The 19,983-nt window shown below is 58.6% G+C and carries 21 protein-coding genes; 10 read left to right on the top strand and 11 right to left on the bottom strand.

What is annotated here, in order from left to right; genetic code table 11:
* Positions 1–5: 5 nt before the first annotated feature.
* Positions 6–2,780: a preprotein translocase subunit SecA gene (gene secA, locus B8783_RS13755; protein WP_084422107.1), complete on the bottom strand. Its 2,775-nt coding sequence runs from the start codon at positions 2,778–2,780 to the stop codon at positions 6–8.
* 189 nt (positions 2,781–2,969) lie between these two features.
* Between secA and B8783_RS13750 the strand changes: the two genes are divergently transcribed.
* The 5 genes from B8783_RS13750 to B8783_RS13730 all read left to right on the top strand — a co-directional run bounded on the left by B8783_RS13750 (position 2,970) and on the right by B8783_RS13730 (position 6,975).
* Entirely contained in the window at positions 2,970–3,905 is a 936-nt protein-coding gene (locus tag B8783_RS13750) for a peptidylprolyl isomerase (RefSeq protein WP_084420673.1), read from the top strand.
* Positions 3,902–5,152 (top strand): bifunctional glutamate N-acetyltransferase/amino-acid acetyltransferase ArgJ, encoded by a 1,251-nt coding sequence (gene argJ / locus B8783_RS13745; RefSeq protein ID WP_084420672.1) that lies wholly within the window; start codon positions 3,902–3,904, stop codon positions 5,150–5,152. Before B8783_RS13750 ends, argJ begins: the two co-directional genes overlap by 4 nt.
* The gene (locus B8783_RS13740; RefSeq protein WP_084420671.1) at positions 5,149–5,553 is read left to right on the top strand and encodes a (deoxy)nucleoside triphosphate pyrophosphohydrolase; all 405 of its coding nucleotides are present in this window, start codon (positions 5,149–5,151) and stop codon (positions 5,551–5,553) included. The genes argJ and B8783_RS13740 overlap by 4 nt, the downstream gene beginning before the upstream one ends.
* Before the next feature lie 9 nt (positions 5,554–5,562).
* A complete protein-coding gene (locus B8783_RS13735; RefSeq protein ID WP_084420670.1) occupies positions 5,563–5,730 on the top strand; it encodes a Flp family type IVb pilin in 168 nt (55 codons plus the stop codon).
* 81 nt (positions 5,731–5,811) lie between these two features.
* Positions 5,812–6,975, top strand: a complete 1,164-nt coding sequence (locus B8783_RS13730) for an epoxide hydrolase family protein (protein WP_084420669.1) — start codon at positions 5,812–5,814, stop codon at positions 6,973–6,975.
* Between the two features lie 7 nt (positions 6,976–6,982).
* On the opposite strand, the gene B8783_RS13725 is transcribed toward B8783_RS13730, so the two are convergent.
* The 4 genes from B8783_RS13725 to B8783_RS13710 all read right to left on the bottom strand — a co-directional run bounded on the left by B8783_RS13725 (position 6,983) and on the right by B8783_RS13710 (position 8,915).
* Positions 6,983–7,285 (bottom strand): aa3-type cytochrome c oxidase subunit IV, encoded by a 303-nt coding sequence (locus tag B8783_RS13725; protein ID WP_084420668.1) that lies wholly within the window; start codon positions 7,283–7,285, stop codon positions 6,983–6,985.
* A 99-nt stretch (positions 7,286–7,384) separates the two neighbouring features.
* Positions 7,385–7,822, bottom strand: a complete 438-nt coding sequence (locus tag B8783_RS13720; RefSeq protein ID WP_084420667.1) for a DUF1178 family protein — start codon at positions 7,820–7,822, stop codon at positions 7,385–7,387.
* Positions 7,823–7,854: 32 nt separating this feature from the next.
* Entirely contained in the window at positions 7,855–8,115 is a 261-nt protein-coding gene (grxC, locus tag B8783_RS13715; RefSeq protein ID WP_084420666.1) for a glutaredoxin 3, read from the bottom strand.
* A 29-nt stretch (positions 8,116–8,144) separates the two neighbouring features.
* Positions 8,145–8,915: a ComF family protein gene (locus B8783_RS13710; RefSeq protein ID WP_084420665.1), complete on the bottom strand. Its 771-nt coding sequence runs from the start codon at positions 8,913–8,915 to the stop codon at positions 8,145–8,147.
* Here B8783_RS13710 and B8783_RS13705 point away from each other — a divergent pair.
* A complete protein-coding gene (locus tag B8783_RS13705) occupies positions 8,914–9,819 on the top strand; it encodes a methyltransferase domain-containing protein (RefSeq protein WP_084420664.1) in 906 nt (301 codons plus the stop codon). The two genes, B8783_RS13710 and B8783_RS13705, sit on opposite strands and share 2 nt — an antisense overlap.
* A 66-nt stretch (positions 9,820–9,885) precedes the next feature.
* Here B8783_RS13705 and B8783_RS13700 read toward each other — a convergent pair whose 3' ends face one another.
* Both B8783_RS13700 and B8783_RS13695 read right to left on the bottom strand, forming a co-directional pair.
* Complete coding sequence (locus B8783_RS13700; protein ID WP_084422106.1) at positions 9,886–10,557, bottom strand: DUF1013 domain-containing protein; 672 nt, start codon at positions 10,555–10,557, stop codon at positions 9,886–9,888.
* 195 nt (positions 10,558–10,752) lie between these two features.
* A complete protein-coding gene (locus B8783_RS13695; protein WP_084420663.1) occupies positions 10,753–13,443 on the bottom strand; it encodes an immunoglobulin-like domain-containing protein in 2,691 nt (896 codons plus the stop codon).
* Positions 13,444–13,638: 195 nt separating this feature from the next.
* Here B8783_RS13695 and B8783_RS13690 point away from each other — a divergent pair, with 195 nt between their 5' ends.
* Together B8783_RS13690 and B8783_RS18540 are read left to right on the top strand one after the other, a co-directional pair.
* A complete protein-coding gene (locus B8783_RS13690) occupies positions 13,639–14,586 on the top strand; it encodes an IS1595 family transposase (RefSeq protein WP_084420662.1) in 948 nt (315 codons plus the stop codon).
* An 11-nt stretch (positions 14,587–14,597) separates the two neighbouring features.
* Positions 14,598–14,756, top strand: coding sequence for a hypothetical protein (locus B8783_RS18540; protein ID WP_169711799.1), 159 nt, complete (start codon positions 14,598–14,600; stop codon positions 14,754–14,756).
* Here the strand turns inward: B8783_RS18540 and B8783_RS13685 are convergent.
* From B8783_RS13685 to B8783_RS13670, 4 genes are all read right to left on the bottom strand, one after another.
* Positions 14,737–15,621 carry a DUF3800 domain-containing protein gene (locus B8783_RS13685; protein ID WP_084420661.1) on the bottom strand — a complete coding sequence of 295 codons (885 nt, stop codon included), beginning with the start codon at positions 15,619–15,621 and terminating at the stop codon, positions 14,737–14,739. The two genes, B8783_RS18540 and B8783_RS13685, sit on opposite strands and share 20 nt — an antisense overlap.
* A 59-nt stretch (positions 15,622–15,680) precedes the next feature.
* Entirely contained in the window at positions 15,681–16,409 is a 729-nt protein-coding gene (locus B8783_RS13680; protein WP_084420660.1) for a type I pantothenate kinase, read from the bottom strand.
* Positions 16,410–16,473: 64 nt separating this feature from the next.
* Complete coding sequence (locus B8783_RS13675) at positions 16,474–17,865, bottom strand: HWE histidine kinase domain-containing protein (protein WP_084420659.1); 1,392 nt, start codon at positions 17,863–17,865, stop codon at positions 16,474–16,476.
* A 151-nt stretch (positions 17,866–18,016) separates the two neighbouring features.
* Positions 18,017–18,991 (bottom strand): NAD(P)H-quinone oxidoreductase, encoded by a 975-nt coding sequence (locus B8783_RS13670; protein ID WP_084420658.1) that lies wholly within the window; start codon positions 18,989–18,991, stop codon positions 18,017–18,019.
* Positions 18,992–19,101: 110 nt separating this feature from the next.
* Here B8783_RS13670 and B8783_RS13665 point away from each other — a divergent pair, with 110 nt between their 5' ends.
* Both B8783_RS13665 and B8783_RS13660 read left to right on the top strand, forming a co-directional pair.
* Positions 19,102–19,272 (top strand): DUF1192 domain-containing protein, encoded by a 171-nt coding sequence (locus tag B8783_RS13665; protein WP_084420657.1) that lies wholly within the window; start codon positions 19,102–19,104, stop codon positions 19,270–19,272.
* A gap of 92 nt (positions 19,273–19,364) precedes the next feature.
* Positions 19,365–19,913 carry a DUF1465 family protein gene (locus tag B8783_RS13660; protein WP_084420656.1) on the top strand — a complete coding sequence of 183 codons (549 nt, stop codon included), beginning with the start codon at positions 19,365–19,367 and terminating at the stop codon, positions 19,911–19,913.
* Positions 19,914–19,983: the final 70 nt, after the last annotated feature.

The following is a 19,983-nucleotide window of genomic DNA, read 5'->3' as shown; positions in this document are numbered from 1 at the left end:
CTGGCCTAGACGCGGCGCTGGTCTGCGCCTGTCAGGGAGCCGTGGCAATGTTTGTACTTCTTGCCGGAGCCACAAGGGCAGGCCGCGTTGCGCGGGGTCTTTGACCAGTCAGCCTCTGCCTGGTGAAGCGGCGGGCCGGCATGCGGGTCATTCGGGCCTTCAACCACGTCGGGCGTCATTTCATTGTCGCCCGTATCCGGGTTGAGGTGCGTTTCTTCCAGTGATTCACGCTTCAGGATGTCTGCACGGGCGGCGGCCATCTGTGCGCGCTGGTCTTCTGTTGGTGGCGGCGCAATGCGGATGTTCATCAGGATGCGCGTCACTTCGGTGCGCATCGAGCTGAGCAATTCATTGAACAGCTTGAAGGCTTCTTCCTTGAACTCGTTCAGCGGATCGCGCTGACCGTAGGAGCGCAGGTGAATAACCGAGCGTAGCTGGTCAATTTGCTGGAGGTGGTTGCGCCATTTCTGGTCGAGCACCTGCAGGAGGACCTGCTTTTCGACCTGACGGATCTGATTGCCACCGGCAAGCGTGACCTTGTTCTCGAAGGCTTCGTCGGCGGCGGCGCGGACACGCTCTGCGATCTCGGCATTGGCGACGCCTTCTTCGGCAGCCCAATCCTTGATCGGAAGATCCAGCGCGAGCTGGTTTTTCAGTTCTTCGGTCAGGCCCTCGACGTCCCACTGCTCGACAAAGGCCTTTTCCGGCATTGCGATCGAGACGAGTTCATCGACCACGTCGTGACGCATCTCGGTGACGTCGTCGGTCACCGCTTCGGCGTGCATGAATTCACGGCGCTGCTCAAAGATGGCCTTACGCTGGTCATTGATGACGTCGTCGTATTTCAGGACGTTCTTACGGATCTCGAAATTGCGTTCCTCGATCTTTTTCTGCGAGGTTTCGATGGCCTTGTTCATCCACGGATGGGTGATGCCTTCGTCTTCCTTGATGCCGAGGCTCTTCATGATGGAGTTGAGCCGGTCGGCGGCGAACACGCGCATCAGGTCATCTTCGACCGAGATGAAGAATTTCGATTTGCCCGGGTCACCCTGACGGCCGGTCCGGCCGCGCAGCTGGTTATCGATGCGGCGGCTTTCATGGCGTTCGGTGCCGAGAACGAAGAGGCCGCCCGCAGCAAGCGCTTCCTTCTTGCCGACAGCGATCTCGGCTTTGATCTCTTCTTCCATCGCGCGCTCTTCCTCATCGGAAGGCTCGCGGCCATGCTTGGTCTTGTACTCGTCGATGGCTTTCCAGAGGCGCATTTCGAGGTTGCCGCCGAGCTGAATGTCGGTCCCGCGACCAGCCATGTTGGTTGCCACCGTGATCGCGCCAGGCAGGCCGGCATCGGCGATGATTTCGGCTTCCTTCTCGTGGTGACGGGCGTTCAGAACCTTGTGCGGGATCTTTGCTTGCGTCAGCAGCGTCGAGACGATTTCGGACTTCTCAATCGAGGCGGTGCCGAGCAGGACCGGCTGGCCCTTGGCGCGGGCGTCGCGCACCTCATTGATGATTTCCTGATATTTGGCCGACGCGACGCGGTAGACGACGTCATCTTCATCGATCCGCTGGATCGGCTTGTTGGTCGGCAGCTGGAACACTTCCAGCTTGTAGATATCTGCAAATTCGGCCGCTTCAGTGATGGCCGTACCGGTCATACCGGCGAGCTTTTCATAGAGGCGGAAATAGTTCTGGAAGGTGATCGAGGCGAGCGTCTGGTTCTCAGGCTTGATCTCAACGCCTTCCTTGGCCTCGATGGCCTGGTGGAGGCCCTCAGACAGGCGGCGGCCATCCATCATACGGCCCGTGAACTCGTCAACGAGCATGACTTGGCCGTCTTTCAGCAGGTATTCCTTGTCGCGGTGGAACAAGGTGTGCGCGCGAAGGGCCTGGTTGGCGTGGTGAACCACTGAAACGTTTTGCGGATCCCAGAGCGAGCCGTCGAGAAGACCGGCTTCCTCAAGCATCTCTTCCATCTTCTCTATACCTTCTTCGGTATAGATGACGGAGCGCTGTTTTTCGTCGAGCTCATAATCCGTTTCCGGCTCGAGCTTGGGGATCATTTCGTTGACCGTGCGATAAAGATCGGAGCGGTCATCCGTCGGGCCGGAAATGATAAGCGGCGTGCGGGCTTCGTCGATCAGGATGGAGTCGACCTCGTCGACGATGGCATAGGCGTGACCGCGCTGGGCCATCTGTTCGAGCGAGTACTTCATATTGTCGCGAAGATAGTCGAAGCCAAACTCGTTATTCGTGCCGTAGGTGATGTCGCAGGCATAGGCCGCCTTGCGTTCCTGGTCATTCAGTCCGTGCACGATCGTGCCGGTCGTCATGCCGAGGAAGCCGTAGAGCTTGCCCATCCATTCGGCGTCGCGGCTGGCGAGATAGTCGTTGACGGTGATGACGTGGACGCCCTTGCCGGCGAGCGCATTGAGGTAGACGGCGAGCGTCGCCACAAGCGTCTTACCTTCACCGGTGCGCATCTCTGCGATCGCGCCGCGGTGCAGCACCATGCCGCCGATCAGCTGAACGTCGAAATGGCGCATGCCGAGGGCGCGCACAGAACCTTCGCGGACAACGGCGAAAGCTTCTTCGAGAAGATCGTCCAGGGTTTCGCCGGCATCGAGGCGTTTGCGGAACTCTACCGTTTTGGCTTTGAGCTCCTCATCCGAGAGCGCCTGCATGGCTGGCTCGAGCGCGTTAATCTTCTCGGCCCGCTTTCGCATGGGTTTGATCTGCCTGTCATTCGACGAACCGAAAATCTTGCGGGCAACGGAAAGCATAGGATCAAGCACCAATCGCGCTGTTGACTTGGATGAGTCCTCCTGCCTTCAAACTCTTTACAGGAGGTGCACACGAGGGTCGTGTGCTTCGGGCAACATAACCTCTCGACCAGTACCCGCCGGAGACTTAAGAACGCCACGAATGGGTGTCAATGCGGGTGGCTGTAGCAGAAACACAAGGACTCTCACATGAATATGTGCCGTTCTCTAATAATCTCACTGGTGTTGTCGTCCGCGCTTCTCGTGGCCGGATGCGGCCAAGACACGGATGCGCCGCGCACGGAGCGCCAGGTGGGCTTTGATGCGTCAACAGCTGCCATGATTAATGGCGAGCCCATTTATATCTCCGATGTGGAGCTGGAAGCGGTGTCGCAGGGGCGCATCGAGCCGGGCGAAGGCTTTGGCCCCGACCATACCGATTACCAGCTTGTGCTGGACCAGCTGATCGACCAGCGCCTGTTGTCGCAGGAAGCGGTTCGCAGGGGGCTCGACAAGACACCAGCTGCCCAGCGGCGTCTCGAAACCGCGCGCGAGCGGTTGCTTGGTAACTTCCTGATGGAAGACCTTGTGGCCACCGAGGTGAATGAAGCGGCCATCGACAAGATGTATGATGAGCAGGTCCGCCTTCAGCAGCTCGATGATGAGGTGCGTATTCGCCACATCCTCACAGAAACGAAGGAAGAAGCCGAAGAGGTGCTTGAGAAGGCGCGCGCTGGCGAGGACTTCACGGCGCTGGCTTTTGAATACTCAACCGATACGCGCACCCGTCTCGATGGTGGGTCTTTTGGCTGGGTCGCGCCGAATGACATGATTGACCCGTTTCCGTCGGTGATCGCGGATACGGCAGTTGGCGAGATTTCCGAGCCGTTTGAGTCCGAACAGGGCTGGCATATCCTGAAAGTCGAGCAGCGGCGCACGCGGCCTCCGAAGACGAAGGAAGAGATGCGCCCGGAGATCGTGACCTATCTGACGTTCACGCAGATCAGCGAGATTCTACAGGATTTGCGCGCCAGCGCGGATATTAAACAGCGCGACGGTGGCCCGCCCATTGAGCGCGCATCCGAAGACGAAGACGGCGAAGTACAAGCTGAAGAACCCGCCGAAGATGAGGAACCAACCGAGTGAACCTGAAACCTTCCCCATTCGCCCCTAAGCAGTTTCCTGATCTGCCGCAGGTCAAAGGCGTTCGCGCAGCGACCTGCTCACGTGGGTTCTATGCGCGGCGCGGTATTGAACGCGACGATGTCTTCCTGTTCGTGCTGCCTGAAAACACCAGCGTTGCGGGCGTTTTTACACGCTCCCATACAGCGTCAGCCGATGTCGACTGGTGCCGTGAAGCCCTGAGGCTGGGCGGCGGGCAGGGCCGCGCCGTGATCGCCAATTCGGGCAATTCGAACGCGTTTACCGGCAAGGCCGGCACGCAGAAGAATGACGCAACGCTGACGGCTCTGACAGAGACGCTGGGCGTCGCGCGCGAGCACTGCTTCCTGGCCGCGACGGGCGTTATCGGGGAGCCTCTGCCTGACCCAAACTATGTCGGCTCGATCGTGCCCGAACTGGCGGACAAGCTGGCGTCGCCGGACTGGGAGGCCTGTGCGCGGGCCTTCATGACCACTGACACATTTCCCAAGGGCGCTGGCACGAGCTGTGAGATTGACGGCAAGCCGGTCGCTGTGGCGGGGATACTGAAAGGGTCCGGCATGATCATGCCGAACATGGCGACAATGCTTTGCTATGTCTTCACCGATGCCGCCGTGGCCCCCGATGTTCTTGACGCGCTGCTACGTGAAATCGTGGACCGGACGCTGAACTCGGTCACGGTTGATGGCGATACGTCGACGTCCGACACCTGTATGGTGTTTGCGACCGGTGAGGCAGGCCATGCGCCGATTGAAAACCTGGACGATCCGCGGACCGATACGCTGCGCGCTGCCTTGCATGAGGTGCTTGAAGGCCTTGCGCATCAATTGGTGAAGGATGGCGAAGGCGCGTCTAAATTTGTCCGCATCCGGATAGAGGGCGCTGCATCACAGGCTTCGGCAAAGACGATCGGGATGCATATTGCCAATTCACCGCTGATCAAGACAGCGATGGCGGCCGGCGATGCCAATTGGGGCCGGATCGTCATGGCAGTCGGCAAGTCTCTTGAGCCGGTCTTCAAGGATGAGATGCGGATCTGGTTCGGCGATCACCTGGTCGCGGAAGGCGGCATGCGCGCGGCAGGCTATGATGAGGCGCTTGCGACGGCTCATTTCGCGGGCGATGAGCTCGACATCCGCGTCGATGTCGCAGCCGGCGATGAGGCCTGGACGGTGTGGACCTGCGACCTGACGCATGGCTATGTCGACATCAACGGCGCTTACCGGACATGAGCACACGTCTGGTGCTTGTTGTTGCGGCGGCGATCTTCCGGGCCGATGGGCGGGTCCTGATGGCGCAAAGGCCGGAAGGCAAATCGATGGCGGGCTTGTGGGAGTTTCCGGGCGGTAAGGTAGAAAAAGGCGAGGCGCCGGAAGCCGCGCTCTGCCGTGAACTGTATGAAGAACTGCAGATCACGGTCGATCCGGAAACCTTGAGACCGATAAGTTTTGCAACTTTCAATTATGAAAGTTTTCACCTTTTGATGCCACTTTACGAAGTAACAGACTGGGTCGGGGAACCGAAAGCGCTCGAGGGTCAAAGTCTTGACTGGGTGCGGATCGAAGACCTTAAAAATTATCCGGCGCCTCCGGCAGATATCCCTCTCTTTGAGGAGCTTGCCCGGCGCTATTAAGGGGAAGTGATGCTCCGGCACTGGGTTCGCAGTTACATACATGACGAACGCGCCGCGAGCGCCGTCGAATACGGCCTGATCCTCGGGCTGACGGTCATCGGGCTGATCGGGGCGATTACCGCGATGGGCGGCGCCACCTCCGGACATTTCAACGACGTGCAAGCCGGCTTCGAATAGGCCTTGCCTCTCCTAGCGTGATATTGACGCTGGGGCGCTTCAGGTCTTTGTCTGTCTCCAGATCGTCTGGAGGACACGTGCATGAGCGGCCCAAATCCCTTTTCCATCAATGTCAGTGACGATGTTCTCGCCCGTATCAGGACGCGCGTTGAAGCCTATAGGCCGTTTCCTGCGCCAGAGGCCGGTGGGGACTGGGCGTTCGGCATGTCGACCCCGGCCATGGAAGACCTTCGCCAGTACTGGCTGACCGAATATGACTGGCGGGCCGCAGAGCAGCGTCTCAATGCCTGGCCGCAATTTACCGCGCCTGTCGACGGGCTGGACATCCATTTCCTCCACATTGTTGGCGAAGCGGGCGGCAAGCGTCCACTCCTGCTGACCCATGGCTGGCCGGGTTCGGTCTTTGAGTTTTACGACGCGCTTGGCCCATTGGCCTATCCCTCGCGCCATGGCGGCAAGGCCGAGGACGCGTTTGACCTCATCGTTCCGTCACTGCCTGGGTATGGCTTCTCCGGCAAACCGGCATCGCCGCTGGGCCAAAAGGCGACCGCAGCGCTGTGGGACAAGCTGATGCGGGATGTGCTCGGCTATGATACCTATCTGGCACAGGGCGGCGACTGGGGCAGTCTGGTGACGTCCTGGCTCGGCCTCAATCATTCGGTTGAAACCGGTGGCGGCTGCAAGGCGATCCATCTCAACATGGTCGGCCTCAGGCCGCCATCGCTTGCACCGGAAACGCCGGAAGAAATCGAATGGCTGAAGGCCTCGCAGGCCATCATGCAGAGCGAGACCGCCTATCTCCAGCAACAGGCAACCAAGCCGCAGACGCTTGCCATGGCGCTGATGGACTCACCTGTGGGGACGGCGGCCTGGATCGTCGAGAAATTTCATGGCTGGTCAGACCTGTCCGATGGCGGCCTGTTTGACGTCTATACGCGTGACCAGTTGCTGACCAATGTCATGATCTATCTGGTCAATGACGCGATCGCGACGTCAGTCTGGTATTATGCGGCGCTCTTCCTTGAGGGTGGCTCGCAATTAAAGGCGGGGGAGCGCGTGCGTGTGCCGACGGGTATTGCGAGCTATCCGGGGGATGGGGTCTACAAAATCCCGCCGCGCAGCTGGTGCGAGCGCATCTATGAGGTCAACCACTATGTGGACATGCCAAGTGGCGGCCATTTTGCCGCCATGGAAGTCCCGGACCTGTTTGTAGAGGATGTTCGCCGCTGGGCAGCCAGCCTTTAGCGCGCTGCTAGAGCACCATGCTGAACAGGGCGACCAGAAGCTGAATGAACAGGGCAAGGCCAGCAAGCGCAACAATTGTTGCGATCCAGGCGCCGCCAAAGCCGAGGCCCACACCAATGGCAAGGCCTGCGCCAGCCATAAGGATGAGAGAGACCAGCCAGTTCAGGCCGATGGAGAGCGTGAAGACCATGTAGCCGACGGAAATCAGCAGGATGAGCGAGCCCCAGGCGCTTGCTCTCATCATGCCGGAATACATCTTGGACTGAGCTTCGATATTCATCTCGCCGCGGGTATAATCGCTCGAAGCCATGGGGCATCTCCATAAATTGGTCGTACACGGGTTTTTACCTGCAGCACGCGTTCGGTCAAGCGTCCAAGCGGTCGCAGGTGCAAGTGATCAACTCATCGATCAGTTGAGTTTGGACTTGTCGTCCTGTTTCGGCGGCACGAAGGCGGGTGGCAGGGGCGTTGCGGGCACGCCTTCTTCCTTCAGCGCTTCGCGTTCTTCATTCGTGGTTTCGCCCCAGATCGGGCGGTGATCACGTTCGCCATAATACATCGAGCGGGCCTCTTCAGCGAAGCCATCACCGACATAGTCATAGTTTTCGGAGATGTGCTGCCGGGCTTTTGCGGCGAGCTTGCCGAAGACGCGCTCGGGATCGCTGGCGCCGGACTTTTCCGAGGGGCGCACAGAAGGCGCCATGACCTGTTTGCGAACGCTGGTGCCGCCGCACTCAGGACAGGTCACGAGATCACGCTCGACCTGTTTGTCGAACGCGTCAGACGAGGCAAACCAGGCATCGAACCCGGCCTCGCAATCCCTGCATTCCAGCGCGTAACGGATCATCTTTCCTGTCTCTTATGGTCTTGGGTGTTGTTTCAGGCCGCTTCGATCTTTGCGTCGAGTTTGCCGGCGCGCTCAAGCGCCATCATCTCGTCGCAGCCACCGATATGTTCATCGCCGATGAAGATTTGCGGGAAGGTCCGCCCGCCATTCGAGCGCTTAACCATCTCTTCTTTCTTGTCAGGGTCCATGCCGGCATCAATCTGCGTGAAGGTCACGCCTTTTTTCTCAAGCAGGGCGACAGCGCGGCTGCAATAAGGGCAGAAGGCGCGGGTGTAGATCGTCACGGTCGACATAATGTCTCCAGAAGCTTCGGTTTCACCTTTTATATGGTGACGTCTCCGGGCCTGACAACGCGGGCCAACACAAGAACGCTGATCCGGCCAGCCTTGCCCTTTTTCAGCGCACGGCTGCACGCCGACAGGGTGGCGCCGGTCGTGTAGACATCATCCACCAGCACGATATGGGCGCCCTCTACCTCAGCTGTGCGCGAGGGGCGTACGTGAAAGGCGGCGCGGACATTCTCCCGCCGGGCCCGCGCCGACAGGCCGCCCTGGCTGGGTGTCGGCTTATGCCGGACAAGTGTATCGACCCCCAGCCGGATACCGCTCTGGCGGGCAATTGAGCTGGCGAGCCAGGCAGACTGGTTGAAGCCGCGACTGGCGAGCCGGGAATAATGCAGCGGCACCGGCACGATCAGGTCCGCACCCTCGAGGACATCGCGGCCCGCAAGCCGCATCCAGGTCGCGAATGTGCCGAGCCCCTCACGCCGGCCGGCGCGTTTTAGGTCGAGAATGGGTTTGCGGGAGACATCGTCATATTCCACCGCAGCCCGTGCGGCATCCCAGAGCGGTGGATGGGCGGCGCAGGCCCCGCAAATGCTGGCATCGCCGAGGTCTGTGTCCAGCGGGAGCGCGCATTGGCGACAGCCAGAGCCGTTCAGAAAACGAAGCCGGGCAAAATCTTCCGGGGCGATCAGCCCGCGTCCGCCATGATGTTCGCCCGTGATGAGGGAGCGGGCCGGCCAGACAAAGTCAGCCGCCGAACGCAGTCGGGCCTTTGCTGCGCGGCCCATGCGGTGCATATCGAGGGCCATGACGCCTGCTCCACCCAAACTCTTTGACCGCCAGCTCCATCGCCGCAATCGCGACCGGTCGGCAGCCGGTTTTGATGACTATGCCTTCCTGAAGACGCGCGAGTCGAGTCATCTCATCGAGCGGCTGGAGGATGTCTCACGCACCTTCGAGCGGGCGCTGGACCTTGGCGCGCATGATGGCAGCCTGACGAAATTGCTCGCGGCGCATGGCCAGGTCACGGACGTGGAAGCTGGTGACACGTCAGAGGCGTTTGTCGCGAAGATGGAGGCCGATGGCCTCGCAGCGCGCGTGCTGAATGAAGAGCATCCGGACCTGCCGCACGCGACTTATGACCTTGTGACGTCTGTTCTCTCGCTCCACTGGGTGAATGATCTGCCCGGAACGCTGATCCAGATCCGCAATGCTCTGAAGCCCGATGGGTTGTTTCTCGGCTGTCTGTTCGGCGCAGGGACGCTGGCTGAGCTCCGGACCTGCCTGATCGAAGCCGAGAGCGAGCTGTCTGGCGGCGTCAGCCCACGTATTTCGCCTTTGCCCGGCCTGCAGGATATGGCCGGACTAATGCAGCGGGCTGGGTTCGCCTTGCCAGTGGTCGATCTTGAGACGGTGACCGTGCGCTATGGCGACCCGTTCCGACTATTGAACGATATCAAGGGGATGGGCGAGCAGGCGGCCTTCACGCCGAATGAGCGCGCCCCGCGCAAGCCCTTGTCGCGGCGACTTCTGGCGCGGATGGCCGAGATCTATGCCGAGCGCTTCTCAGACCCTGATGGCCGGCTGCGCGCGACGTTCAATATTGTCTGGCTGTCTGGCTGGGCGCCCGATGCGAGCCAGCCCAAGCCATTGAGACCAGGAAGCGCGAAACACTCGCTCGCCGATGCGGTGCGCAAGGCGGGCGGCGAGTAACACACCGCAAGAAAAAGCCCGCCCGGATGGTCCAGGCGGGCTTTTGTTTTTCGGGTGGCGGAATGCCTAGCCTTTGAACGCGCTGAAGATATCGTCAGCGTTCGGCTCTGCGCCATCGCGGCTATCGACCGCTTCAGTGGCTGCATCGGTGTCCTCGGCAGGCTTCAGGCCCGGGCCGTCTGTTTCCTTCTCGCGCATGGCATCAATCTTTTTGCGCTTGTCGACGGCCTTGGAGATGATCTCGTCCAGCTCAATCTGGGAGCAGAGGCCGAGGGTCACCGGGTCGACCGGCTTGATGTTCTGTGAGTTCCAGTGCGACTTGTCGCGCACATTGGTGATCGTCGCCTTGGTCGTGCCGATCAGCTTGGAGATCTGCGGGTCGGAGACTTCCGGGTGGTTGCGGATGAACCAGGCGATGGCGTCTGGCTTGTCAGCGCGGCGGGCGACAGGCGTGTAGCGGGCGCCTTTACGCTTTGGCTGCGGGATGTGCGCGATCTTGGACGCGGCTTTCTTCAGCCGGTACTCGCTGTCTTGTTCACCCTTGCGGATCTCGTCGCGGGTCAGTTCGCCGCCAGAAATCGGGTCAACGCCGCGCATATTCTCGGCGACATCGCCATCGGCGATGCCTTTGACTTCAAGCTTGTGGAGACCGCAGAAGTCAGCGACCTGCTCAAAGCTCAGCGTAGTGTTGTCGATCAGCCAGACGGCGGTTGCCTTTGGCATCAGAATATCGGCCATGAGGGGCTCCATTTGCTTGTCCCTGAAACGCAGCCGCCCGGCCTTTCGGGCCGGGCGGTCAGGTTCCAGAACGGGAAAAAGTCCTAACAATCGCTAGTATAGGCTGTTGCGCGAAGATTGGAAAGACTGGCTTTGTAGTCGATGCTTTGTAAGGCGAAGAATGGGCGGCGATAAGCGCCGCCCATTAAGTTGCTATCAGCGTCCGCCGAGTGTTTCTCTGCTTTGAGCGCCGGTTTGACCGGTCCACTGAGGCGCTGTGCTTGGCGCTGCGCCGTCATTTGAGACGATCTGGATCTGCGCGTCACAGCCTGTGACTTGAATCTGCTCCATCGCGACGACGCCGCTGTCGCCAGTTGAAAGGTCCGCCGTGAACCTGTCAATTCGTTGGCTCGATTGGCCTTCAAACGACCACACGATATCAGATGCGAACGCGCCTGAATCTGCGTTGTACTGCCCCTGGAAGACGTAGGAGAGTGCGGTCCCGTCATAATCGGCTCCGGTCCCGGCAAATCCTACTGGCGCAACTCCGGCTGTCGGCAAATCGAAGTTCTGCTGAAGCAGAAATGGCCGTGCCTGACACCCAATGAATGCTGTCCACTGGGCGTCCGCTGCCGGGAGAGTCGTTTCGCAGACGACCGCCGACCGAGTTGATTCATTGCCTGAGACATCGACGGCTGCGACGCTAAAGCAATACTCGGTATTTGGGTTCAGCGGAGAGGCGGTAAAGTTCAACGTTGAGTCTCCAACATCTCCGATCGCCGCATTGAGCGTTTCGTCGAACACGATATAGCCGCCAACCGCGTCATTGTCGGTTGAGGCGCCCCAATTCACTGTCATCGACGAGGATGTGATGTCGCTTATTGTGACGTCAGATGGTGTCGACGGTGCTTCTGCGTCCGTAGCTTCAAGCGTTGTGCCGCAAGTGAGGTCCAATGGGACCTCCGACTTGTTTCCAGCCGCATCGACAGCGATCACGTAATAGCAATACTCGGTTTCGGGTTCGAGACCGCCGTTCAGATAGGATTGGGCGGTTGTTGTGCCGATGAGGTGAGCGCGCTCCCCGCTGGCATCGCGGCGCCAGACCTCGAATGAGGCCACGGCAACATTGTCGGTGGCAACCGACCAGCTTACCTGTAGTTCGCGCTCTGAAATTGGCTCGACGCTAACGTTTTGCGGTGCCTCCGGCGATTCTGTGTCGACGGGACAGTCAATCGTGCCAGATTCAATCGCCGTTTCGATATAGGCCTCGGGCGATTCAAAGGACAGCCTCCGCCCAACTCGACCAACTTCGCCGCCACCACTTATGCGCCCGCCCAGATAGTGCCGATAGGCAAGTTCGCATTCATCAAATGGCTGAAGCGTATATTCAGCGCCGCCATAGATGGTGCTTTTCAGAAACGGTCCAGCGAGCCCATATAGCTTTGCTGTCGGCTTGAGCCCGCCACCTGCGTCGGCGCTGATGCTGGCTGAAGGTGTGTCCGCCAGGGTGACGTTTCCGGAGATCGCAAAGTCGCTGAGATTGGTCCAGCCTGATTTGCGATGCCATTGCAGTCCGAGGGCCGCTGCCTGTTTGACGGTAACATTTGGGGTTACCGCGACGCTCAAGGACGAATCGATTGTAACGATCGGCTCGATCTCGACGAGAAAAACGGCAGGCCCAGCTACGATCAGTCCTGCTTTGATGGTTCCCAGTGAGAACTCACGATCCACTGAAAGCGGGGTGTCGATCTCGCCAGACACTTTGACGCCAAGCGCTGCATCAATGGATGTCGATCCAGCGAAGCGGAAGGCTTCGATACCGTTGGTGTCTGTAAAGTGCATTGCGATGTCGGGGTCGAAGTCGACATCGAGCGTGCCCTCAAGGGTCAGTGAAACGCCGTTACCTTGATACACGGGAAGTCCGACAACGAGGAAGGGCATTACGCCGTCTGGGCTTGCACGGTGTGGATCAAGCACGATCCCCGTTGGCAAGCTCGATGGGTCAAGCGTGGACGCATCAAGGTCAGCGCTCACATAGATTGTGCCCGAGGCGATAACTTCATCAAGTGTTGCATCGACCGTTTCCATGACGACTGGAGATCCGGGCAAAGCGATGATGTCCATAATCCGCTTGGCGAAATAGATCTCGCTGGTATCGGTCCCGCTTGAAACGATGACGTCACCAATATCCAGCCCACCTGTGTTCGTGCCGGCTTCAAAGAAAATGATGTTCGATCCGGGGGTGTAATTTATCATCGAGTCAATCAACGCGTCGCTCAGGATCGTAACACCGGATTCCAGCGTTACCGCCGCATCGGACGATGATGAAGCATATACGACAGTATTGTCACTGACCGTTACGGTGCAGGTATTGGAAGAGGTGCTCTCGCAGTTCAGCCAGTTTTCAAATGTCCAGCCATTGTCTGGTTCGGCCGTAAGCGTGACGGTTGTGCCTGCGTCCAAAAATGTCGAACACAGGTCCCCGCCAGCATTGCAGCTCAGTGTGCCTGATGAGGTTGAAATGGTCGCTGCGCCGAAATTGCTGACGTCCAGGCGATACTGTTGCTCTGCGACTATGACTGTGCGTGTTGCAGAGGCCTGGTTCCCAGCGGAATCGCTAGCCGTGTAGGTGATTGTGTAGGTGCCAGCGGTCAGCGTATCGACGCTGCCACTAACGCTGACGGTGACATTGCCGTCGCGGTCATCCTGAGCCGTTGCGCCTTCATCTTCGTAGGCCGATCCATAGTCGAGCGAGATGTTGGAATCACCTTGAACGGTTATGGTTGGCGGCGTGGTGTCGCTTGTCGGAGGCGGGGGCGGCGCAGGACCGTCCGAGCCGCTGCCGCTACATGCGACCAAGCCAAGCGTCATCAGGCCGCCCTGCAGCCCACGTACGAAGATATTCATGATTGTCCCACCTTGGATATTAAACGTAAAAATCTACTTTGACGTTCAAGTCTGAATAAAATTTAAGCTCAGAAGGACATGAAGATCAAGAACAATAAATCGAATATAAACAGGGTATAATAAACTTTTTTGCCTATTATTATACTTGACGTACCCAACTGAAGCTGTATCCTAATGGCCATAGGAGTTTCAGCCATGTCTTCCCTTTCTTCCCCGCACTTCCACGACGAGAAGGCTGCTTACAAATTTGTGGAAAACCGCGTCTGGACTGATGGTCGCGTCTGCCCACACTGCGGCGTGGTCGACCATTCTGGCGAACTGAAAGGCAAGTCTACCCGCATTGGCGTCTACAAGTGCTACTCGTGCCGCAAGCCGTTCACCGTGAAGGTCGGCACCATCTTTGAAGCGTCAAAAGTGAAGATGCATCTCTGGCTGCAAGCCATTCACCTGATGGCATCCAGCAAAAAGGGCATCAGTTCGAACCAGCTTTCGCGCGTTCTTGGCGTGACCCTGAAAACCGCTTGGTTCATGTCGCACCGCATCCGTGAATCCATGCGCTCCGGTGCGCTGGCCCCAATGGGCGGCGGCGGCAAAGTAGTTGAGGCGGACGAAACCTATTACGGCAAGGTCGAGAACCCGCTTAAAGAGCGCACCAGTGGTCGCAAGTTCAAAGGCTCCAAGGGTGGACGTGGCCCTGCCAACAAGCGCGCTATCATCTCTCTGGTCGAGCGTGGCGGTCAGGTTCGCAGCTTTCATGTCCCGCGCGCCGACAAGGTGACCGTCACCCAGATCGTGTGTGAGAACATTGATCGCGAAAGCCGCCTAAACACCGATGGCTCGCGCCTCTACAAAGGCAGCGACGAGCATTTCGCAACCCACGAGACCGTTGACCATGCCGCTGGCGAGTACGTTCGCGGTGACGTGCACAACAACAGCGCTGAGAGCTACTTCTCAGTGTTCAAGCGCAGCATGCATGGCACCTATCAGCACTGCGCTGAGAAGCACCTGCATCGCTATCTTGCGGAGTTCGACTTTCGCCACAACAATCGCGTGAAGCTTGGCGTTGATGACCGTGAACGGGCTGACAACCTGATTGCCAGTGTCGTCGGCAAGCGTCTCACCTATCAAACAGCTCGTGCATGAGGCCGATTGGTATGCCGAAAAAGAAAAAGCCAGACAAAGACGAGAAGCCGCAAAGCCAAAGATTTATCGACGCCGCCCGTGAGAGCGGTGCCGACGACACTGGCGAAGAGTTCGAGCGGGCGTTTAAGAAGATTGTGCCAGCTAAGAAGATCACGCCTGCCGAGGGGTGAGATAATTTGCGCTGATCCGCGACTTGAAATTCTCTACTGGCGGAACATCGCTCTGACCGTAGATGGCCTCAGCAAAACGAGGGCCAAACGACTTGCCTGCAATAAACCGCCGAAGGCCAAAGGCGACCGCGTCAGCAAGCTGCGTGAGCGGATCCTCGTCCTTCGGCACGAACAAAATGCTTTTTCGGATTCGGGTAACCCGCAGTTCACCGGTCTGGTCGGTGTAGCCCCGCTCTGTATCTTGAGCGGTCCATTCCAAGTCTGACGGGGGAATTGTCAGGGGTTGATTCCGGAGGTGGTCAACAGCTTCTCTCAACTGACGTCGGACATCTTGCACGTCCTCAGCAATCAAGGCGCCAACTTCGTTGGGATGTCCATTCCGCCGGATGTACTCGTCTGCCTTTGCTGCACAATAACCGAATGCCTCAAAATGGTCGTATCTGAAGTTGGGCAAGTTATACGGACCAGGAGTGGGTTCACTCTCTGGGGTCCGGCGAACCTTCGCAAAGGCAATAGGCAGTCGCAAGCGCCGCGGCAGGGCCATCATCTGACACATGTAGTCAACCCGCTGCGTCAGACTCCAACGGGCATCGTACTTAAGGCTGTTGCTGAACACATCGGTCGCGTGAAACACCCACCCGTCTTGCCGAAACTCCGCCGGAACCGCTTCATTCGCCTCCCTGATGACGCGCTCAGCCTCAAAAAGCTGTGTGTCAGGATCAACAATTACAGCAGTCACAATGGTCACGGGTTCATGTTGGGCGGTTCCCGCCTCATCCATGTAAATAAAGCGTGCCAACTTGTTCCCCTCCAGCCGGCCGCCGAAGAGAACCTGACTGTTAAAGCGTTGATATGGCTCGCTCATCTAGCATACCCCGGAGCGATTGGGTACGCTTTGTATGATATTAGGCTTTTTTGCCTGGTCTAACCCACGTGAAGTAGATGGCTTCGGCTTTTCTTTACAACCACATCGGCATGCTCGCGTAGCGGCAGGATATGATTTTCGAGGTTGGGCAGGTTGATCTTGTCCCAGACGGCGATGCGGGCAAATTCGCGGGCCTCGTCTTCGCTCATATTGCGGAAGCGGACATAGAATGAATTTGGGTCGTGTTCTGCCGCATGCCAGAAGCGCATGAAGCGCTCCAGGAACCAGGCTTCGATATGCTCGGTCTCGGCATCGAGATAGACGAGGAGGTCTGGCTCTGTGGAGGGGCGCTCGCCCTGAGAAAGCGGGGCAAAGCCGAGGCCTTCGAGGATGAGGACGTCCGGGGCGGTAATTGTGCGGGCAAGGGCTGGGTCTATGTCGTAGATGACATGACTGTGCGCCGGAAAGACCGCCGGACCAGTGCGCACGGCATGGATCGCAGCGGCCATGGCGTATCTGTCGAAGGTTTCCGGAAACCCCTTGCGCATCATCAGATCGCGCGCCTCGAGGACACTATTGGGAAAGAGAAACCCATCGGTCGAAATGGTTTCGACGGTGAGCTTTTTGGCAAGGTGGCCGGAAAGATGTTCAGCGAGTGTCGATTTGCCGGACGCGACGGACCCGGTTATCGCGACGACAAGCGGCTCACTGCCGGTCCGGGCGACGAGAACCCGCTCAGCAAGCCTGGCAATACCATTATGATCAGGGGCGGGCACATCACTCGTCATCAATCGATATTAGACGAGCAATGATGCGAAATCTATCGCCCCATTCGAGGGGCTTTTCTCGCGCCTAGACTTTTTCGCGGACGAGGGCTGATTCCAGCGTCGACATCAAAACTTCGTCGCGGAATGGTTTTGAGATGACCGGGCAGTCCAATAGGCTTTCGGGTAGATCCTCAAGCTCTTCATATCCGGTGCAGAAAATGACGGGAACACCTTCTGAGCGCAGCTTGATGGCAAGGCCATAGCTCTTTTCCCCGCGCAAATTTGTGTCGAGCAGGGCGATGTCCGGCAAGCCATGCTCCAGTTCATTTTTGGCGCCGAGCAGGGAGCCGGCCGGGCCCATCACATCGTAATTGGCATCGGACAACCGCATTTCGAGGTCGAGCGCCGTCATCGGCTCATCTTCAACGATCAGAATCCGAGGCTTGCGGTTTGCACTTGCGGCAATTGGCACGCGCGTGCGGCTGGCCGGAGTATCATTGATCTCGCCGCTATTGATCGAGAGCGTCACGGCGATGCCGTCCGGGCGCCATTCGCGCAGCAGGCGGCCGTCAAAGTCTTCGGCAAGCCGGTCGATCACGCCAGTGCCAAAGCCGGTGCGGTCAGGCGCTTGCGTGACCGGGCCACCGCTTTCGCGCCAGTTGAGCGTGATGCGGCTCTCATTTTCGCGCCAGTCGATCTCAAGACGCCCATTCTCTTGAGAGAGGGCGCCGAAACGGGCGGCGTTCACTGTCAGCTCGTGCAGGATAAGACCAATGGTCTGGGCCTGCTCGGGGCGAAGCTCTACCGACTTGCCCTTGATCTCAACATGGGGATTGTCGCGGCCGGCCACCCGGACGACTTCGTCGTGGACCAGTTTTTTGAGGTCTGCGCTCTCCCAGCGGGCATCGGCCAGCAGGCCATAGGCGCGCGACAGGGCGCCGAGGCGCTCACTAACGGCGGCGCGAAAGTCCTCGATCGTGTCGGCATGGCTGAGATTGACGATGGCTTGGGCGACGGTCAGCGCGTTCTTTGCGCGATGGTCGATCTCGCGCATCAGAAGAACCTGGCGTTCTTCAATATTCTTCTGCTCGGTCACGTCAGTATTGGTGCCGAACCAGCGCACCACTTTCCCGTTGTCGTCGCGGACAGGACGGGCTCGCGTCAGGAACCAGCGATAAACGCCATCCGCGCTGCGCAGTGGAAACAGATCTTCCCATGGAAGCTGGGCAGCAAAGGACTGTTTTACCTTGGCGACGACGCGGTCAACATGATCGGGGTGATGAACGCTTTGCCACTTCCAGCCCTCGACGTCGTCAAGTTCTGTTCCGGTGAAGTCATACCAGCGCTGATTGTACCAGAAGATGTTGCCTTCGGCGTCCGCCATCCAGGCGAGCTGGGGGATTGAACTCGCGAGCGTGTCGAAATCGGTTTCGAGACGGTCGAGGTTTTTCCTCAAAGATTCAATTCGGTGTGGCACTATCGGTCTCCAGACCCAAACCTGACCGATTTATCAGCCAGCATTGCACAGGGCGAGTATCGCACACTAATTACGTGTGTGCGACCGCAAAATGCTGATTATTTAAATCTTGGAACAGACAGACGCTATTGAAGGCCGTCGGTTAAAGTGCCTACATCTCAAGTAGAATCTTGCCGATATGTCCGCCTTTGGACATGGCTGCCTGCGCAGCTTCCGCCTCTGCGATTGGATAGACCGTATCAATAACCGGCACGATCTTTCCTGCCGCAACTTCCGGCCAGAACCGGCGCTCTACAGCTTCACGGATATCCGCTTTTTCGGCGACGGGCCGAGCGCGGAGGGTCGTCCCTGTCAGGATCAGACGTTTCAGCATGATCGGCATCAGATTGAGCTCAACCTTTGGCCCGTTCAGATAGGCAATGTTGCAGATGCGGCCATTGATCTTTGCCGCTGAAATATTCTTCTGAACATAGTCGCCGCCAACCATGTCGAAAATGACGTCAGCGCCGCCGCCGTCGCGCACAACATCCTCGAAGTCTTCGGTCTTGTAGTTGATCGGCCGGGTTGCGCCGAAGCCGCGGGCCGCCTCACACTTTTCGTCGGAGCCAGCTGTCGTCCAGATCTCGCTGGCGCCAGCAGACTTTGCCATCTGGATGGCCATTGAGCCGATGCCGGAGGTGCCGCCATGCATGAGCAGGCTCTCTCCCTCGGCAAAGGCGCAGCGCATGAAGAGATTGGCGTAAACGGTCATCATGGCTTCGGGCAGGGCGGCAGCTTCGACCATTGAGAGGTTGTCCGGGATGGGTAGCAGCGAGCCTTCATCGACGGCGCAGAACTCGGCATAGCCGCCGCCTGCGAGGAGGGCGCAGACCTTGTCGCCTTCTTTCCACTTGGTGACCTTGCTGCCGACCTCGGCAATCGTGCCGGCGCATTCAAGCCCCATGATTGTCGAAGCACCTGGCGGCGGCGGGTAATGCCCAGCGCGCTGCACCAGATCAGCCCGGTTGAGGCCAGCGGCGGCGACTTTGACAAGTACGTCATGCGGGCCGAGCTCTGGCCGGTCGACATCGCCCAGACGCAGGGGCTTTCCATCTTCGGCAATAATGGCTTTCATTTGGCTGGGCATGCGGGCGCTCCGATATCGAATAAGTTGGGACAGGGATTACCGCTTGATTTAAAAGCGCGGCTGGCCTTGCCTGTGAGCAGACTAGGTAGTCATCAGGGAAGACGCGTACAATGTTTGAAGACGAGCCGACCAAAAAGACGAAGGTGGATCTGGAGCTGCTTTCGGTCGATGAGCTAAAGGCGAGAATTGAAACGCTAAAGGCTGATATTGCGGCCTGCGAGGCCGAAATCCACAAGAAACAGGCGCATAAATCTGCTGCTGAAGACATCTTCAAAACGTGATTTGCCGCTTGGCTTTAAGACCCTTTAAACCCGAACCGTCATAGTTTGCGCGCACATCAGACCCCCGGTCCAGACACCTTCAAGAGTGACACATGCCAGCTTTGCAAGATCCAGCGTCGGAAGACCCAAACCAGCCGGACTTCACGGCAAGCCGCGTCTTCGACAAGGTCTTTGCAGACGGGATGGGCCTCGTTGAAAAGACGGCCTCCTATCTTGATGGGCCGGGCCGCGACATGTCGAAATCCCTGCCGCGGGAAGCAGGTCTCACCTATGCCGCATGGAGCATGCAGCTTTCGACGCAGCTTATGCTGGCCGCCGGTTGGCTGGTGATGCAGCGGGCCGTACGCGAGGGCGACATGTCTCGCGAGGATGCGCTGAAGAAGAAGTATCGCATGACGCGCGATGGCGCGCCGCTCGATCCATCAAAGCAACGCGGGCGCGGTTTGCCAGATAATTTTCTCGATCTCGTTGAAGAGTCAGAGAACCTCTACAGCCGGATTTGTCGCCTGGATGCGGCGCTCTATCAGGATGGTCGATCATCTGATCAGGCCAGCCCCGTGATGCGCCAGATTGAGGAATTGAAGGCCGCTGCCGAAGAGGGCGCCTTCGACCCGCTCAGGGTCTGGGGCGGCTCACGCTGAAAAGCGCCTAAAATCAAAGTATTTCAAATTTTACGAACCGAGAAAACGCCGTCTTCAGCTGGACATGACA

Origin of the sequence: Henriciella litoralis, from assembly GCF_002088935.1 — a bacterium.
Lineage (GTDB): Bacteria > Pseudomonadota > Alphaproteobacteria > Caulobacterales > Hyphomonadaceae > Henriciella > Henriciella litoralis.
This window is presented reverse-complemented; position numbering and strand designations above follow the sequence as displayed.

What these genes read in the sequence shown, in the direction of transcription:
- secA (WP_084422107.1), bottom strand. Translation starts at nt 2,780, where the DNA reads ATGCTTTCCGTTGCCCGCAAGATTTTCGGTTCGTCGAATGACAGGCAG.
- B8783_RS13750 (WP_084420673.1), top strand. Translation starts at nt 2,970, where the DNA reads ATGAATATGTGCCGTTCTCTAATAATCTCACTGGTGTTGTCGTCCGCG.
- B8783_RS13740 (WP_084420671.1), top strand. Translation starts at nt 5,149, where the DNA reads ATGAGCACACGTCTGGTGCTTGTTGTTGCGGCGGCGATCTTCCGGGCC.
- B8783_RS13735 (WP_084420670.1), top strand. Translation starts at nt 5,563, where the DNA reads ATGCTCCGGCACTGGGTTCGCAGTTACATACATGACGAACGCGCCGCG.
- B8783_RS13730 (WP_084420669.1), top strand. Translation starts at nt 5,812, where the DNA reads ATGAGCGGCCCAAATCCCTTTTCCATCAATGTCAGTGACGATGTTCTC.
- B8783_RS13725 (WP_084420668.1), bottom strand. Translation starts at nt 7,285, where the DNA reads ATGGCTTCGAGCGATTATACCCGCGGCGAGATGAATATCGAAGCTCAG.
- B8783_RS13720 (WP_084420667.1), bottom strand. Translation starts at nt 7,822, where the DNA reads ATGATCCGTTACGCGCTGGAATGCAGGGATTGCGAGGCCGGGTTCGAT.
- grxC (WP_084420666.1), bottom strand. Translation starts at nt 8,115, where the DNA reads ATGTCGACCGTGACGATCTACACCCGCGCCTTCTGCCCTTATTGCAGC.
- B8783_RS13705 (WP_084420664.1), top strand. Translation starts at nt 8,914, where the DNA reads ATGACGCCTGCTCCACCCAAACTCTTTGACCGCCAGCTCCATCGCCGC.
- B8783_RS13710 (WP_084420665.1), bottom strand. Translation starts at nt 8,915, where the DNA reads ATGGCCCTCGATATGCACCGCATGGGCCGCGCAGCAAAGGCCCGACTG.
- B8783_RS13700 (WP_084422106.1), bottom strand. Translation starts at nt 10,557, where the DNA reads ATGGCCGATATTCTGATGCCAAAGGCAACCGCCGTCTGGCTGATCGAC.
- B8783_RS13695 (WP_084420663.1), bottom strand. Translation starts at nt 13,443, where the DNA reads ATGAATATCTTCGTACGTGGGCTGCAGGGCGGCCTGATGACGCTTGGC.
- B8783_RS13690 (WP_084420662.1), top strand. Translation starts at nt 13,639, where the DNA reads ATGTCTTCCCTTTCTTCCCCGCACTTCCACGACGAGAAGGCTGCTTAC.
- B8783_RS18540 (WP_169711799.1), top strand. Translation starts at nt 14,598, where the DNA reads ATGCCGAAAAAGAAAAAGCCAGACAAAGACGAGAAGCCGCAAAGCCAA.
- B8783_RS13685 (WP_084420661.1), bottom strand. Translation starts at nt 15,621, where the DNA reads ATGAGCGAGCCATATCAACGCTTTAACAGTCAGGTTCTCTTCGGCGGC.
- B8783_RS13680 (WP_084420660.1), bottom strand. Translation starts at nt 16,409, where the DNA reads ATGACGAGTGATGTGCCCGCCCCTGATCATAATGGTATTGCCAGGCTT.
- B8783_RS13670 (WP_084420658.1), bottom strand. Translation starts at nt 18,991, where the DNA reads ATGCCCAGCCAAATGAAAGCCATTATTGCCGAAGATGGAAAGCCCCTG.
- B8783_RS13665 (WP_084420657.1), top strand. Translation starts at nt 19,102, where the DNA reads ATGTTTGAAGACGAGCCGACCAAAAAGACGAAGGTGGATCTGGAGCTG.
- B8783_RS13660 (WP_084420656.1), top strand. Translation starts at nt 19,365, where the DNA reads ATGCCAGCTTTGCAAGATCCAGCGTCGGAAGACCCAAACCAGCCGGAC.